This window comes from Caballeronia sp. A2-2 (assembly GCF_057612605.2).
The window spans coordinates 919,596-934,816 of record NZ_CM173618.1; the positions used below are offsets into that span (position 1 = coordinate 919,596).

A 15,221-nucleotide genomic window follows, 5' to 3' on the forward strand; every position below is an offset into this window, starting at 1 on the left:
CCCGCAAGCCCAATACGGAGTCACCCTCGTGAACGACAACGCGCGCTTCTTCGCCGAGACGCTGCAAAGCCGCGATCCCGTGATCGCATCGGAAATCGCTCTTGAATTGCGGCGTCAGCAGACGCAGATCGAACTCATCGCGTCGGAGAATATCGTGTCCGCCGCCGTGATGGAGGCACAAGGCACGGTGCTGACGAACAAGTACGCGGAAGGCTATCCGTCGAAACGCTATTACGGCGGATGCGAACACGTGGACCGTGTGGAATCGCTGGCTCTGGATCGCGTGAAGTCCCTGTTCGATGCGGAATTCGCCAACGTGCAGCCGCATTCGGGCGCGCAGGCCAACGGCGCGGTCATGCTGGCGCTCGTGAAACCAGGCGATACGGTGATGGGCATGTCGCTCGATGCGGGCGGTCATCTCACGCATGGCGCGCGTCCGGCGCTGTCCGGCAAGTGGTTCAACGCGGTGCAGTACGGCGTGGACCGCGAGACCTTGCGCATCGATTATGCGCAGGTGCGGCGCATGGCGGAGGAGCATCGGCCGAAGCTCATTATCGCGGGATATTCGGCTTATCCGCGTGCGCTGGATTTTGCGGCGTTTCGCGAGATCGCGGACAGCGTGGGCGCGTTGTTGATGGTAGACATGGCGCATATCGCGGGCATCGTCGCGGCGGGGCGTCATGAAAACCCCGTGCGTCATGCGGATGTCGTGACTTCCACCACGCACAAGACGCTGCGTGGTCCGCGCGGCGGGTTTATTCTGACCAACGATGGCGACATCGCCAGGAAGATCAACTCGGCGGTATTTCCCGGCTTGCAAGGCGGCCCGTTGATGCATGTGATCGCGGGCAAGGCGGTGGCGTTCGGCGAAGCGTTGCGGCCTGAGTTCAATGCGTATATCGGCCGCGTGCTGCAGAACGCGCAGGCGTTGGGCAACGTGTTGCAGCGTGGCGGGCTGAGTCTTGTCACCGGTGGCACCGACAATCATTTGCTGCTGGTCGATCTACGCGGCAAAGGTCTCACCGGAACGCAAGCCGAGAAAGCGCTCGAACGCGCGGGCATCACCTGCAACAAGAACGGCATTCCGTTCGACACGCAAAACCCGATGGTCACCTCCGGAATTCGTCTGGGCACGCCTGCGGGCACCACGCGCGGTTTTGGCATCGAGCAGTTCGAACAAGTGGGCGAGATGATTCTCGACGTGCTTTCCGCACTCGAAAAAGAACCGGCGGGCGATGAACAAATCGAACGATCGGTCCGCGCCCGCGTACGCGATCTGTGCGGTCAGTTTCCCATTTATGCGCATTCCGAAGCAATTGCATAACGCGCGAAGATTCAGACAAACACACTCGATCACATCAGAGAAAGAGGGCTCATCATGAGTTTCGAAGGCGTACATACCCCGCTCGTCACGCCGTTCAAGAGCGATGGCGAAATCGATCACGACATGCTCGGCAAGCACGCGGCCAATCTCGCGAGCCGCGTTGCGGGTCTGGGCGTGGGCGGCACGACGGGCGAGTATTACGCGCTCAGTTTCGACGAGCGCGTGAAGTCGTTCGATACCGTCGCGCAGGCGGCGGGCGGCAAAACGTATCTCACGGCAGGCATCAACGCGACGACTACGCATGAAGTATTGCGGCTAGGCCGTGAAGCGAAGCGCGCGGGCCTGAACGCGCTGTTGATTGCCGCACCGTACTACGTGCAGCCAACGCAAGATGAATTGCTTCACCATCTGCTGACCGTGGACGACGCGCTCGACATGCCCGTCATGCTCTACAACTTCCCGGCGCGTACCGGCACCGCCATCGGCGATGCCGTGCTCGACAAGCTGCTCGAACGTCCCAACTTCGCGGCGATGAAGGAGAGCACGGGCGATATCGCGCATCTGCATCATCTGGCGACGCATCTTCCGGCACGCTTCACGCTGAGTTGCGGCATGGACGATCAGGCGCTCGAATTCTTCGTGTGGGGCGTGAAAAGCTGGGTGGCGGGTGCATCGAACTTCCTGCCGGAAGCGCATACGGAATTGCTCGATACCTGCGTGAAACAAGGCGATTTCGTGAAAGGCCGCCAGTTGATGACGCAGCTTCTTCCCGTACTCGAACTGCTCGAACGCAGCGGCAAATTCATTCAGTACGTGCGTTACGGTTGCGAACTCGCGGGCACCAAAGTCGGTCACGCACGCGCGCCGCTCGGCACACTCGATGAACAAGAGCGCAACGCATTCGCGAAGCTCGTTCAACCCCTGCTGCGTGACGCGCGATAACGTGCATGGCCTCGAGACTGGAGTTCTTGCGGTTTCCCGCGCCTGACGGCGTGAACGGCTGGTGGGAAAGCCTGCCTGCCCCGCCCGATGCGCGCTGTCTTACCGGCGAGCAGCGCTTCGACTGGGTGGTGGTCGGCGGCGGCATTACCGGTCTGTGCGCGGCGCGGCGGCTGGCGGAACTCGCGCCGGATGCGTCGATCGCGCTGATCGAGGCCGATCGTATCGGGCGGTCGACGGCGGGGCGCAATTCGGGCTTCTTCGTCGATCTGCCGCATGACATCAGCAGCGAAAGCTATTCGCGCAGCGTCGAGGCCGATCAGGCCGATGTGCGTCTGCAACGCCACGGCATCGACTATGTGCGTGATGTTGTGAAGCAGCATGGCATCGATTGCGACTGGCGCGATGACGGCAAGTTTCACGCATCGGTGAACAAGAAGGGACACGCGGCACTGAAGCACTTTGCGGAAGGCCTTCAGCGTATCGACGAACCGTGCCGATGGCTCGATGAAAACGCCATCGCCGATATAACCGGCACGCGTTTCTATCGCAGCGCACTGTTCACGCCCGGTTGCAGCACGGTGCAGCCCGCAGCGCTCATGCGCGGACTCGCCGCGACGCAACCGGCCAACGTCAGCGTGTTCGAACTCAGCGCCGTGAAAGCGATTGACACGCGCGGCGACACGACCACGCTCGACTTCGAGCAAGGCCGCATCGTGGCGAAACGCGTCGTGTTGTGTACGAACGCGTATGCAGCGACCTTCGGCGGGCATCCGAACGGCTTGCTACCGGTGTACACGTTTGCGTCGATGTCACGCGTGATGAACGCCGACGAAATCGCCGCGCTCGGTGGTCATGATTCCTGGGCGCTGATCCCAGCCGATCCCATGGGCACCACCGTGCGCCGCTTGTCGACGAACCGCATCTGCGTGCGCAATCACTTCGCGTTCCGGCCCAATCTTGCAGTGTCCGAAGGCGATCTGGCGAAGGCGAAGCACCTGCATCAACGTTCGTTCGAACGGCGCTTTCCCATGTTCGGACATGTTTCGCTCGACTACACATGGGGCGGCGCGTTGTGTCTTTCCGCGAACAACGGCGCGCTTTTCGGACAACGCGCGGACGGCGTGTTCGAAGCGGTCGGCTGCAACGGACTGGGCCTGAGCCGCGGTTCGGCGGCGGGCAAGCTGATCGCGGAACACGCGTTGGGCAAAGGAAAAGGCAATCCCCTGATCGATCAACTGCTGCATCAGCCGCATCCGCGCACGTTGCCGATGCGGCCCATCGCGGACGTCGCGGTATCGGCGGCGATCTGGGTCAAGGAATTCTCGGCGGGCGCCGAGCTTTGAATCTTCGAGGACATTCACATGACCACGCTTAAAGACTGGACGGACCGCGCGCAAGCATTGAAACTCGATGGCCGCGCATTGATCGCGGGCGCGCGCTGCAACGCGGCATCGAATGAAACGTTCGACACGCTCAATCCCTCGACGGGCAAAGTGCTTGCCGATATCGCCCGTTGCGATGCCACCGACGTGGACCGCGCCGTGATCGCCGCGCGTGAGGCGTTCGAATCCGGCGTGTGGTCGAAGGCCGCGCCCGCGCATCGCAAGGCGGTGCTCCAACGGCTGGCGCAACTCATCGATGACAACGCGGAAGAACTCGCGCTGCTCGAAGCGCTGGAAGCGGGCAAGCCAATCGGCGAATGCATGGGGCTGGACATTCCCGAAACCGCGTCCTGCATTCGCTGGCATGCGGAAATGACGGATAAGCGTTACGACGCGCTTTCGCCATCGGGCGCGAATGTGGTGAGCATGATTACGCGCGAGCCGATTGGAGTGGTGGGCGCGGTGTTGCCGTGGAATTTTCCGGCGCTCATGCTGGCGTGGAAGATCGGTCCGGCGCTCTCGGTGGGTAACAGCGTGATCGTGAAGCCTGCCGAGCAGACATCGCTTTCCACGCTGCGCATTGCTGATCTCGCGTTGGAAGCGGGCGTGCCGCCGGGCGTGTTGAGCGTGGTCACGGGCTTCGGCGAAAGCGCGGGTCAGGCGCTTGGCCTGCATCACGATGTCGATCTCGTCGCGTTCACCGGATCGACGGAAACCGGCAAGCGCTTCCTGCGCTATTCCGCCGATACGAACCTCAAGCGCGTGGTGCTCGAATGCGGCGGCAAGAACCCGCAAGTCGTGTTGCCCGATGTGGTGAATCTCGATGCCGTGGCCGAACAGGCCGTCGCCGCCGCGTTCTGGAACATGGGCGAGAACTGTAGCGCGGGATCGCGTATTCTGGTTCATTCGAGCCATAAGGCCGCCTTGCTCGACAAGGTGCGTGGCGTGCTCGAAGGCTGGAAAACGGGCGATCCGCTGGACCCGGACGTGAAACTCGGCGCGCTGATCGAGGAAGCGCATTACCGCAAGGTGCTGGACCATATCGAACGCGCGAAAGCCGAAGGCGCGCGGCTCGCGCACGGCGGCGCGGCGACGCTTACGGAAACAGGCGGCTGGTTCGTCCAACCAACTATTTTCGATGACGTCACGCCGGAGATGAGCATCGCGCGCGAGGAAGTGTTCGGACCGGTGCTGTGCTTCATCGAATATGCGGATATCGATGAAGCCGTGCGGATTGCTAACGATACGTGCTATGGGCTCGCGGCATCGCTGTGGACGGACAACGTGAATCGCGCGCACAAGATTGCGGCGCGCATCCGGGCGGGCACGGTGACGGTGAACTGTTTCGGCGAAGGCGATGCCACCACGCCGTTCGGCGGCTTCGGGCAATCCGGTTTCGGCGGGCGCGACAAGTCGGTGTATGCACACGATCAATATTGCGAGCTGAAGACCACCTGGCTCAAGCTCGACTGAACATCATCATCAAGAGGAGCATCATGCGCATTGGATTCATCGGCACGGGTTCGATCACGCGGGCCATCGTCACCGGCATGACGAAGTTCGACGTGGACTTCGCGCATATTGCGCTGTCGCCGCGCAATGCGGAGATTGCGGCGCGGCTGGCGGCGCTGGATGCGCGCATCGAAGTGAGCGCGAGCAATCAGGACGTGCTGGACGCGTCGGACGTGGTGTTTCTCGCGGTCGTGCCGCAGATTGCGCATGACGTGCTCGGCGCTTTAAGGTTCGATAAGCGGCATCACGTCATCAGTTTGATGGCGGGCATTTCCATCGCGCGGGTGCGTGAACTCGTGGGCGATGTGAAGACGATCGTGCGCGCGGTGCCGTTGCCTGCGGTAGCTGAAGGCAAGGGCACGACGGCGCTATGCCCGCCCGATGACATCGCGGGAACGATTTTCGCGGCGCTCGGGCGCGCGGTGGAAGTATCGGGCGAACGCGAATTCGATGCGTTGTCCGCCATCACCGCGACCATGGCGAGCTTCTACGCGCTGCTGGAAGAACAGGCGTCATGGCTCGTCAAACAAGGCCTTTCCTACGATGCCGCCCGCGCGTTTTTGTCCGGCTATCATGAAGGACTGACGCACGATGCCGCCCACGGCACGCAGCCCTTCGCGCAGATGGTGAAGGAATCCAGCACGACGGGCGGCATCAACGAACAGCTTCATGCCGAGTTGAGCGGGCGCGGCACCTTCGCGCATTATTCGGAAGCGCTCGACCGCATCATGCAGCGGATCGCGGGGTAGCGTACGACGATGAACCATGAACCATGAACCATGAACGAGCGCGCCGGCCAAGGTAAAGCCCATGCAGAAAAAACAGCAGTTCGCAGACCGGCTTCTGGCGCAGATGCCTTCCTTGCGCGCGCTGCGCTGCTTCGTCACGGCGGCGCGTTACGAGAGTTTCACGCAGGCGGCGGAAGTGCTGTGCGTGACGCAGGCGGCGGTGAGCCGTCAGATCAAGGAACTGGAAGACGCGCTCGAGGTGTCCTTGTTCGAGCGCACCGGCCGTCATATTGCGCTGACGGATGCGGGCCGCATTCTCTATAACGCGTCGTATCTGTCGATCATGAATATCGCGGAGGCGGCGCAAGCGGTGCGGCGCGTGGACCGGCACGCGCTGACCGTGTGCATCTCGCATACGTTCTCGGCGTTGTGGCTTTCATCGCGTTTATCTGCGTTTCGCGAGCGCTTTCCGGAGATTCGCTTGCATGTGATGGTCACCGAGCATTTCATGGAACTCGATGAGTTGATGCAGCCGGACATCATCATCACGAAGAACCCGCCGCGTGAGATGGAATACGAAGTGGAGCCGCTGTTTCATGACATCGTGTATCCGGTGTGCAGTCCGCAATTTCATGAGCGGCACTTTCATGCGCGCTCGCTCAAGCCGCTCGATCTGCTGGCGCGGCCCACGTTGAGCTTGTCGCTGCTCGGGCGCTCGCAAGTGTGCGAGCATGTGGACTGGCGTGTGTGGAAGAATTATTTTCAGCAGGGCGATGGCTCGGACCGGCTCGATCAGAACGAACATCTGGAGAGTAACGACTATCGCTTGCTGGTGGCGCAGGCCGAGGCGGGCGAGGGCACGCTGCTGGGCTGGCATCATCTCGTGCATCGTCAGGTGGAACAGAAGAAGCTCGTGCGGCCCGTCAGCGATGCGCTCGTGTTTCACGACCGTCATCACTATCTGATCACGCATCGCAATGCGAAGGCGCGGCCCGAATATCAGCAGTTCAGGCAATGGCTCGAAGCGGAGATCGCAACCATGATGCAGGGCTGGCCTGCGGAACAGGCGAAGGTGGTGCAATGAACGATTCGGTTTCCTTGGCTGGCCTCGACGTGAAGAATGGCAGGCGCTGGTACAGCATCGACGAACGCGACTGGCGGCCCATGTTGATCGGCGATACCGCGCTTCCCGGCTTTTCGTGGATACCCGTCGCCGACGACCAAAGCGGCGCATGGCACAGCTATTGGATGCGCCTCGCGCCCGGCGCGCGATCCATTCTTCATCGGCATGACGCGACCGAACTCATCATGGTCCTCGAAGGCATCTTCACCGATGACGACGGCGCGCACTTCCTGCCCGGCCAGACCGTGGCCTATCCTGCGGGCTCGTGTCACAGCACGTATTCGGAACACGGCTGCACGGTGCTCGTCGTGGAAGGGCGGGCGGCTTCAGTGGTCGCGGGATAGCGAACGCGTATATCCATCGATGAAAGCATCTCCCAAAGGTTATCGGCGGCTCATTCCCTCGCTCACCGCGCTCGTCGAGTTCGAAGCCGTCGCGCGGCTCGCCAGCTTCACGCTCGCGGCGCACGAACTCGGCGTGACGCAGGCGGCGGTCAGCCGTCAGGTGAAGGTGCTCGAAGATACGCTGGAATGCAGGCTCTTTCGGCGGCTGCATCGCTCGATCGAACTGACGGAGGAAGGCGAGGCGTTGTATCTCGTCGTCGCGGAATCCATGCAGAAGATCGCAGGCGTGTTCGATCGGCTGGCGAGCGGTCCCGATCAGCAGGAACTCGTGCTCGCGGCCACGTCCGCGTTTTCGCATTTCCGGCTGATGCCGCGTCTTGCGTCGCTCAGGCAGGCGTTGCCGGATATCCGCCTGCATCTTTCCACGCAGATGTTCACGGCCGATTTGCGTCACAAGGAAATAGACGTGGCGGTGCGCTTCGGCAATGGCCGCTGGCCCGATGGCACGTCCACGCTGCTGTTCGACGAAGAAGTGTTCCCCGTCTGCTCACCCAAATGGCTCGATGCGTTCGGCACGCCTTCATCGCTCGAAGACATGGCGCATGCCGCGCTGATCGATTCCGATTCGACCTACGAAGGCTGGACCGGCTGGGAAGCGTGGCTGCCCGCGGTCGGCGTGCGGCCCGTGCGTCTGAACTACGTGTTTCGTTGCAGCCTTTATACCGATGCGATCGAGGCCGCGCGCTTCGGTCAGGGCATCGCGCTCGGCTGGGGACGGCTGGTGCAGGATTTGATCGCTCAGGGCGAATTGGTGCGGCTTCCGTTCGGCACGTACAAATCGCCCGATTCGTATTACGTCATCGTGCCGCATGGACGCACGATGACGCCTGCCATCGACGCACTGATCCAGTGGTTGCGCGAGGACGTGCGCGCGCCGTGAAACGCGCGCTCCTGTGCGATCCCGCAAATGCTTCTAGAATCCCGACCTGTATCGACGTCCACGAACAGGAGCGCGCGCTTTCATGAATCGCGAACACATGATCCTCGGGGCTTTCGTTTTCAATCCGCAGGGCGATCACCGCATGGCGTGGCGTCATCCGGATGCGCCCACGAGCGAAATATTCGGCCTCGACTACTTCCGGCAACTGGCGATGCTCGGCGAATCCGCGTTCATGGATGCGTTGTTCATCGCCGATCACGTTGCCATGTGGGACTCTTACGCGAGCAATGTCGAGCACTACGCGAACGCGCGGCTCGAACCGCTCACGTTGCTTGCCGCGCTGTCGGCGGTCACGCGCGATATCGGGCTGATCGGCACGGTGTCCGCATCGTATAGCGAGCCGTATAACGTCGCGCGGATGTTCGCATCGCTCGATCATTTGAGTCATGGCCGCGCGGGATGGAATGTCGTGACCTCGGGCATGGACGAGGAAGCGATGAACTTCGGGCGCGACGCGAATCTCGAACATCGCTTTCGCTACGAGCGTGCAGCGGAATATCTCGATGTGGTCGAAGCGTTGTGGGATAGCTGGGAAGACGGCGCGGTGCTCATCGACAAGAATAGCGGGCGCTTTGCCGATCCGGCGAAGATTCATCGCCTCGGACATGATGGCGCGCATTTCAAGGTGCGCGGGCCGCTGAACGTGCCGCGTCCGCGTCAGGGTTATCCGGTGATCGCGCAGGCGGGTTCATCGGACGATGGCCGTGATCTCGCCTCGCGTTACGCCGATCTTCATTTCACGCGATGCCGTGGCATCGACGAAGGGCTTGCCTATCGCAAGGACATCGATGCGCGCTTGCAGCGCTTTGGCCGCGCGCCCGGTGACATGAAGATTCTGCCGGGCGTGAATCCGGTCATCGGCAAGAGTAAGGCGGAAGCGCAGGAAAAGCGCGCGTTCCTCGAAAGTCTCGTGCCGGAGCGCATGGGCGTGGACCTCGTGTCGAGCTGGTGCGGTGTGGATGTATCCGCCATGCAGCTCGATGGTCCTTTGCCCGATCTTCCCGATGCCGCGCATTACGACGGCCAGCGCACCAATCTCGAACGCATGCAGGCGCTCAAGGCGCAGAACAAGACCATCCGCGAAGTGGCGCGGCTGCTGTCGAATGCGGGTGGCGCGCATGTGATGGCGGGCACCGCGCACGATATCGCCGATGAAATGGAAGCGTGGTTCCGCGCCGGTATCTGCGATGGCTTCATGCTGATGTTTCCCGTGTTGCCGACCGATTGCGCCGAGTTCGTGCGCGAGGTCGTGCCGGAGCTTCAGCGTCGCGGAGTCGCGCAGACGGCGTATCGTGATGGCACCTTGCGCGACAAGCTGGGTCTTGCGCGTCCGTCGAACCGGTTTGCCTGATGGTCCACATAACCTTCCATAAAGGAGATGCCTCATGAGCCTCGATCTGACCTTTCGCGCAGGCGAAGCCACCGTGTTCGCCGCGCCCGGCCAGGCCACCGACGCGATGCCCGAAATCCTGATTGGCCGCGTGGACGGCCCGGTCGGCCACGCGTTCGCCAACATGATGGCGCAGACCAAAGGCCACACCGCGATGTTCGCCATCCGCGCGTGCAATCAACTCGTGCGGCCCGCGACCATCATGGTGCCGAAGGTCACGCTCAAGGACATGGCGAATATCGAATTGTTCGGCGGTGTGGTGCAATCCGCTACCGCAGATGCGGTAGTCGATTGTTTGATCGAAGGCATTCTGCCGAAGGAACAGGCCAACGCGTTGTGCATCATCAGTCTCGTGTGGATCGACCCGCGCTGCGCGACGGACGCGAACCTCGACAAGAAGGATATGTATCGCACGAACTATGAGGCTACCAAGCTCGCCATTTCACGCGCGATGAACAACGAGCCGAGCGTGGAGGAGTTGATCGCGAACCGGCACAAGATCAAGCACGATATGGATGACTGGAGCTAGGCGTTTCATGATCGCTCATCTCCGTTAGGGAACCGAAACAATTGCTTTTTCGGTCTGGTGCGGGCGCATCGGACCGTTCGCATCTGTCATGCCGATTCCACGATACGCTGCTAGACTCAACGAGCAGTGCATCACCGAGCGCACATCCCGCAGCGCAGCATAGACAGGCACTATCACCTGCATTGCCACAATCCCATTCAACTCCCCGTCGCGCTCACGTATATTTTCAGTTGCAGCAAGACATCGATTTGGCGCGCAGTGTCGAACGGCTTGTGCATCGTTTCAGCGCAGGTCCGACGCGACAGTACAACAAGCAGTGATACGTCCTCGCAAGGAGATGAACGCATGTCAAACGAATCCAAGTGTCCGTTCAACCATACCGCTGGCGGCGGTACGACGAATCGCGACTGGTGGCCTCAGGCACTAAGGCTCGACCTGCTCGCGCAACACTCGTCGAAATCGAATCCGCTCGATTCGGGTTTCAACTATGCCGAGGCCTTCAAGAGCCTCGATTACAACGCGCTGAAAAAAGATCTCGCGGCGCTCATGACCGATTCGCAGGAATGGTGGCCGGCAGACTTCGGTCACTATGGCCCGCTCTTTATCCGCATGGCGTGGCACAGCGCGGGCACCTATCGCACCGGCGACGGACGTGGAGGCGGTGGACGCGGCCAGCAACGTTTCGCGCCGCTCAATAGCTGGCCGGACAATGTCAGTCTCGACAAGGCGCGTCGTCTACTCTGGCCGATCAAGCAAAAGTACGGGCAGAAGATTTCATGGGCCGACCTGCTGATTCTGACCGGCAACGTCGCGCTCGAAACAATGGGCTTCAAGACTTTCGGTTTTGCAGGCGGTCGTGAAGACACGTGGGAACCGGACCTCGACGTTTATTGGGGCAATGAAAAAACCTGGCTGGGCGGCGATGTGCGCTACGGCAAGGGCGGCGCGCCGCGCGATGAAAAGGACGAAGGCGTGCTCGTCGCGGATGCCGACATGCACGGCGAAGAAACCAGCCGCACCGATGGCGGCCGCATTCTGGAAAACCCGCTCGGCGCGGTGCAGATGGGCCTGATCTACGTCAACCCGGAAGGTCCGGACGGCAACCCCGATCCGCTCGCGGCGGCGCATGACATCCGCGAGACCTTCGCGCGCATGGCGATGAACGATGAGGAAACCGTCGCGCTGATCGCCGGTGGGCACACCTTCGGCAAGACGCACGGCGCGGGCCCGGCAGACAACGTGGGCGCCGAACCCGAAGCCGCCGACCTCGAACTCATGGGCCTCGGCTGGCACAACAAGTACGGCAGCGGCAAGGGCGCGGACACCATCACGAGCGGTCTGGAAGTCACGTGGACCGCCACGCCGACGCAATGGGGTAGCGGCTTCTGGGAAAACCTGTTCGGCCACGAATGGGAACTGACCAAGAGCCCGGCGGGCGCGAATCAATGGGTCGCGAAGGATGGCGGCGATACCATTCCACACGCGTTCGATGCATCGAAAAAGCAAAAGCCGACGATGCTGACCACCGACCTTTCGCTGCGCTTCGATCCGGAGTACGAGAAGATTTCGAAGCGCTTCTGGGAGAACCCCGACCAGTTCGCCGATGCCTTCGCCCGCGCGTGGTTCAAGCTGACGCATCGCGACATGGGTCCGAAGGCGCGTTATCTCGGCCCGGAAGTGCCGGCCGAAGAACTGATCTGGCAAGACCCGATTCCGGCGGCCGATCATCCGTTGATCGATGACGGCGATGTGTCCGCGCTCAAGCAGAAGATTCTCGCGGCTGGCGTGCCGGTGGCGGATCTGGTCGCGGCGGCGTGGGCATCGGCATCGACGTTCCGCGGGTCGGACAAGCGCGGCGGCGCGAATGGCGCGCGCATCCGTCTGGCGCCGCAAAAGGACTTTCAGGCCAACGAACCGGAGAAGCTCTCGAAGGTACTCGGCGCGCTCGAAAACATCCAGAAGGATTTTAACGGCGGCGCGTCCGGCGGCAAGAAGGTGTCGCTCGCGGACCTGATCGTGCTGGCGGGCGGTGCGGCCATCGAGCAGGCGGCGGAGAAGGCGGGCAGCAAGGTCAGCGTGCCGTTCACCCCAGGCCGCATGGATGCCTCGCAGGATCAGACGGACACCGAATCGGTCAGCATGCTCGAACCGCGTTTCGATGGTTTCCGCAATTTCCTGAAAGAGCACTTCAGCGTGCCGGCCGAACATCTGTTGATCGACCGCGCGCAACTGCTGACGCTGACCGCACCGGAAATGACGGTGCTGATCGGCGGATTGCGGGCGCTCAATGTGTCGAACAAGGAAAAGCACGGCGTCTTCACCAGCCGTCCGGAAACGCTCACGAACGATTTCTTCGTGAATCTGCTCGATACCAACGTGGAGTGGAAAGCCACGTCGCGCGATGCATTCGAAGGCGTCGATCGAAAGAGCGGGCAGAAGAAGTGGACCGGCACGCGCGTGGATCTCGTGCTGGGATCTCATTCGGTGCTGCGCGCGGTGTCCGAGGTTTATGCGAGCGGGGACGCGCAGGAGAAGTTCGTGCGCGACTTCGTGGCAGCGTGGACCAAGGTGATGAATCTCGACCGGTTCGATGTGAAGAAGTAAGGTGTATCGATAAAAACGTGTTGTGGCGAAAGGCGGCCCCGGTTCTTCCGGGGCCGTTTTTTTGTCGGTCATCGCGCGACCTTCCGCATGTGCGTGCAACGTTGCACGCTCGCTACGGACGATTCCGCGAACACCCGCGCGCTGACTAAGCGAACGTAAAAAATAATTTGCGTTTGATTCAATTCGTCGGAAATCGAAGCATTTCGTCAATGCATCGGCGATCGAGCCGTAAGATTCGCGCTCTTCTCTGCCAAGCCGATTCGACGCAAGCGATTTTCGATGTCCAAGTCTCCCGTGCCTTACTCCATTCCCATCGCCGGTTGGGCCGCGCCCGCCAGCGATGCAGCGGGCACAGGCAGCCTGGCGGCAATCGATCCGCTCATGCGCCGACGTCTGGGCACCTTGTCCCGCAGCACGCTTGCCGTGGCGCTGGAATGTCTGCATGAAAGACCCGCCGTGCGCGTGGTGTTCTCATCGAGGCATGGCGAGTTGTGTCGCACGACCGAGGTATTGCAGGCCCTGTGCGGCACGACGCCGGTCTCGCCGACCGCATTCAGCCTTTCCGTTCTCAACGCGATGACCGGCGTGCTCGGCATCGTGCGCGGCGACCGCTCGGCGGCCACGGCCATTTCGGCGGGACCGAATTCGCTCGGCTTTGCTTTGCTCGAAGCCTACGCGCAGCACATGAGCGATCCGGGCTCGCCCGTGCTCGTGGTGCATGGCGACGAACCGGTGCCCTCTCTCTATGGTCCCGTCGATGACGACATCCACGCGCCCGAAGCCCTCGCGTTATTGATCGACACCGACCGATGCACGGGCTGGCTCGACTGCGAAACACAAACACCCGCGACAGAGCAATTCCCCACGCAAGCCCACGCTTTACAGCATGTCCTGTCGAGCAAGAAACCGGCTGCGTGCAACGGCCAGCAATGGCACTGGCGATCACGCGATGCCGCGCACTGACCGTATCGCCGCGCTCGGAAGCACGAAGCTCGGTCTCGCATGGCGCTGGTGCGCCACGGGTCTCGTCTTCCTGTTCTTCGCGATCTCCGGCGTGTTCTTTTCGCTCGCGCTGTTTCCGCTGGCGCTCGCGTGGCCGCATCGGGGTTCGGCACGGCATGCGGTTGCGTGCATCGTGCATGCGTATTTTCGCGTGCTGGTCGCGCTGCTGCGCATGCTCGGCGTCATGCGTCTCGAACTGAACGGCGAGTTGCGGGAGGCGTCGCGCGGGGCGATCGTCATCGCCAATCATCCGACCTGGCTCGATGTGATGATCCTGCTCGCGCTGATTCCGCGCGCCTGCTGCGTGGTCAAGCACGCGCACTGGCGCAATCCGTGTTTCATGGGCATCGTGCGCGCTGCCGGTTATGTAAGCAACGCCGATCCCGTGAAGCTCGTCGAAACCAGCGCCGCGCGTTTGCGCGAGGGCTTTTCGCTCATCGTGTTTCCCGAAGGCACGCGCAGTCCGTCGTCGGGCGGGCTGCATCTCTTTTCGCGCGGCTTTGCGCACATCGCGCTGTCGCGGCGTGCGTTGACCGAAGATCAGCAAGCGGGCGCTTCCATCGTGCCTGTCCTGCTCGATTGCGATCCGCCCGTCTTCACCCGTGAACGGCGCTGGTATCACGTACCGCCGCGGCCGTTCCGCTTTCGCGTGACGGTGCTCTCGACGGTGGACGAACGCCGTTTCATCGACCGTCACGCACCGCCCGCCGTGGCCGCACGCGCGCTTGCCGATGGCATGCGCAGTCATATTTCACGACATCTTCACGAACATGGATTCACTCAAGCTCGAACTTAAACAGTTGATGATCGACGCGCTCGATCTCGAAGGGATGACGCCCGCCGATATTCCCGACGACGCGCCGCTTTTTTCAACGGACGGCGTCGGTCTCGATTCCATCGATGCGCTGGAAATCGGCATCATCCTGCAAACGCATTACGGTCTGACGCTCTCGGCCAACGACACGAACACGCGCGAGCATTTCCGTTCGATCGACACGCTCGCGGCTTTCGTCACGAGTCAGCGCGATGCACGCAAGCAAGAAACCGGAGCACAGGCATGACCGATCAGGAAATTCTCGAGCGCATGCGCGCGATCTTCTCGGAGAGCTTCGGTATCGATCCGGCGCGGGTCGAACTGAACACGCATCTTTTCGAAGAACTGGATCTCGACAGCATCGATGCTGTGGACCTCGCGATCAAGCTGCAGGAAATGACAGGACGCCGAATCAAACCGGAAGAGTTCAGGACCGTGCGCACGGTTGCCGATGTCGTCGCGGCCGTGAAATCGCTGCTGAATTCCTGAGTCATTCGACATGCAAGACAGCCGCAGCGGCGCGTCCG

Annotated in this window: 15 protein-coding genes; all 15 read left to right on the forward strand. The window is 61.8% G+C overall.

Annotated elements, in window-relative coordinates; genetic code table 11:
• Window positions 1-28: 28 nt before the first annotated feature.
• The 15 genes from glyA to ACZCWR_RS27930 all read left to right on the forward strand — a co-directional run bounded on the left by glyA (window position 29) and on the right by ACZCWR_RS27930 (window position 15,183).
• A complete protein-coding gene (gene glyA, locus ACZCWR_RS27860) occupies window positions 29-1,324 on the forward strand; it encodes a serine hydroxymethyltransferase (RefSeq protein WP_487304896.1) in 1,296 nt (431 codons plus the stop codon).
• A 54-nt stretch (window positions 1,325-1,378) separates the two neighbouring features.
• Window positions 1,379-2,266: a dihydrodipicolinate synthase family protein gene (locus tag ACZCWR_RS27865; protein WP_487304897.1), complete on the forward strand. Its 888-nt coding sequence runs from the start codon at window positions 1,379-1,381 to the stop codon at window positions 2,264-2,266.
• A gap of 5 nt (window positions 2,267-2,271) precedes the next feature.
• The gene (locus ACZCWR_RS27870) at window positions 2,272-3,609 is read left to right on the forward strand and encodes an NAD(P)/FAD-dependent oxidoreductase (RefSeq protein ID WP_487304898.1); all 1,338 of its coding nucleotides are present in this window, start codon (window positions 2,272-2,274) and stop codon (window positions 3,607-3,609) included.
• A gap of 18 nt (window positions 3,610-3,627) precedes the next feature.
• Window positions 3,628-5,121, forward strand: coding sequence for an aldehyde dehydrogenase (locus ACZCWR_RS27875; protein WP_487304899.1), 1,494 nt, complete (start codon window positions 3,628-3,630; stop codon window positions 5,119-5,121).
• Between the two features lie 23 nt (window positions 5,122-5,144).
• Window positions 5,145-5,909, forward strand: coding sequence for a pyrroline-5-carboxylate reductase (locus tag ACZCWR_RS27880; RefSeq protein WP_487304900.1), 765 nt, complete (start codon window positions 5,145-5,147; stop codon window positions 5,907-5,909).
• Window positions 5,910-5,970: 61 nt separating this feature from the next.
• Window positions 5,971-6,972: a LysR substrate-binding domain-containing protein gene (locus tag ACZCWR_RS27885; RefSeq protein ID WP_487304901.1), complete on the forward strand. Its 1,002-nt coding sequence runs from the start codon at window positions 5,971-5,973 to the stop codon at window positions 6,970-6,972.
• Window positions 6,969-7,355 (forward strand): cupin domain-containing protein, encoded by a 387-nt coding sequence (locus ACZCWR_RS27890; protein WP_487304902.1) that lies wholly within the window; start codon window positions 6,969-6,971, stop codon window positions 7,353-7,355. The genes ACZCWR_RS27885 and ACZCWR_RS27890 overlap by 4 nt, the downstream gene beginning before the upstream one ends.
• A gap of 19 nt (window positions 7,356-7,374) precedes the next feature.
• Window positions 7,375-8,295 (forward strand): LysR substrate-binding domain-containing protein, encoded by a 921-nt coding sequence (locus ACZCWR_RS27895; protein ID WP_487304903.1) that lies wholly within the window; start codon window positions 7,375-7,377, stop codon window positions 8,293-8,295.
• 82 nt (window positions 8,296-8,377) lie between these two features.
• Complete coding sequence (locus tag ACZCWR_RS27900; protein WP_487304904.1) at window positions 8,378-9,706, forward strand: LLM class flavin-dependent oxidoreductase; 1,329 nt, start codon at window positions 8,378-8,380, stop codon at window positions 9,704-9,706.
• A gap of 34 nt (window positions 9,707-9,740) precedes the next feature.
• Entirely contained in the window at window positions 9,741-10,274 is a 534-nt protein-coding gene (fae, locus tag ACZCWR_RS27905; RefSeq protein WP_487304905.1) for a formaldehyde-activating enzyme, read from the forward strand.
• Between the two features lie 345 nt (window positions 10,275-10,619).
• Window positions 10,620-12,878 carry a catalase/peroxidase HPI gene (gene katG / locus ACZCWR_RS27910; RefSeq protein WP_487304906.1) on the forward strand — a complete coding sequence of 753 codons (2,259 nt, stop codon included), beginning with the start codon at window positions 10,620-10,622 and terminating at the stop codon, window positions 12,876-12,878.
• A 279-nt stretch (window positions 12,879-13,157) separates the two neighbouring features.
• A complete protein-coding gene (locus tag ACZCWR_RS27915; RefSeq protein WP_487304907.1) occupies window positions 13,158-13,841 on the forward strand; it encodes a beta-ketoacyl synthase chain length factor in 684 nt (227 codons plus the stop codon).
• A complete protein-coding gene (locus ACZCWR_RS27920; RefSeq protein ID WP_487304908.1) occupies window positions 13,828-14,676 on the forward strand; it encodes a lysophospholipid acyltransferase family protein in 849 nt (282 codons plus the stop codon). Before ACZCWR_RS27915 ends, ACZCWR_RS27920 begins: the two co-directional genes overlap by 14 nt.
• Window positions 14,651-14,941, forward strand: a complete 291-nt coding sequence (locus ACZCWR_RS27925; RefSeq protein ID WP_487304909.1) for a phosphopantetheine-binding protein — start codon at window positions 14,651-14,653, stop codon at window positions 14,939-14,941. The genes ACZCWR_RS27920 and ACZCWR_RS27925 overlap by 26 nt, the downstream gene beginning before the upstream one ends.
• Window positions 14,938-15,183, forward strand: coding sequence for an acyl carrier protein (locus tag ACZCWR_RS27930; RefSeq protein ID WP_487304910.1), 246 nt, complete (start codon window positions 14,938-14,940; stop codon window positions 15,181-15,183). The genes ACZCWR_RS27925 and ACZCWR_RS27930 overlap by 4 nt, the downstream gene beginning before the upstream one ends.
• Window positions 15,184-15,221: the final 38 nt, after the last annotated feature.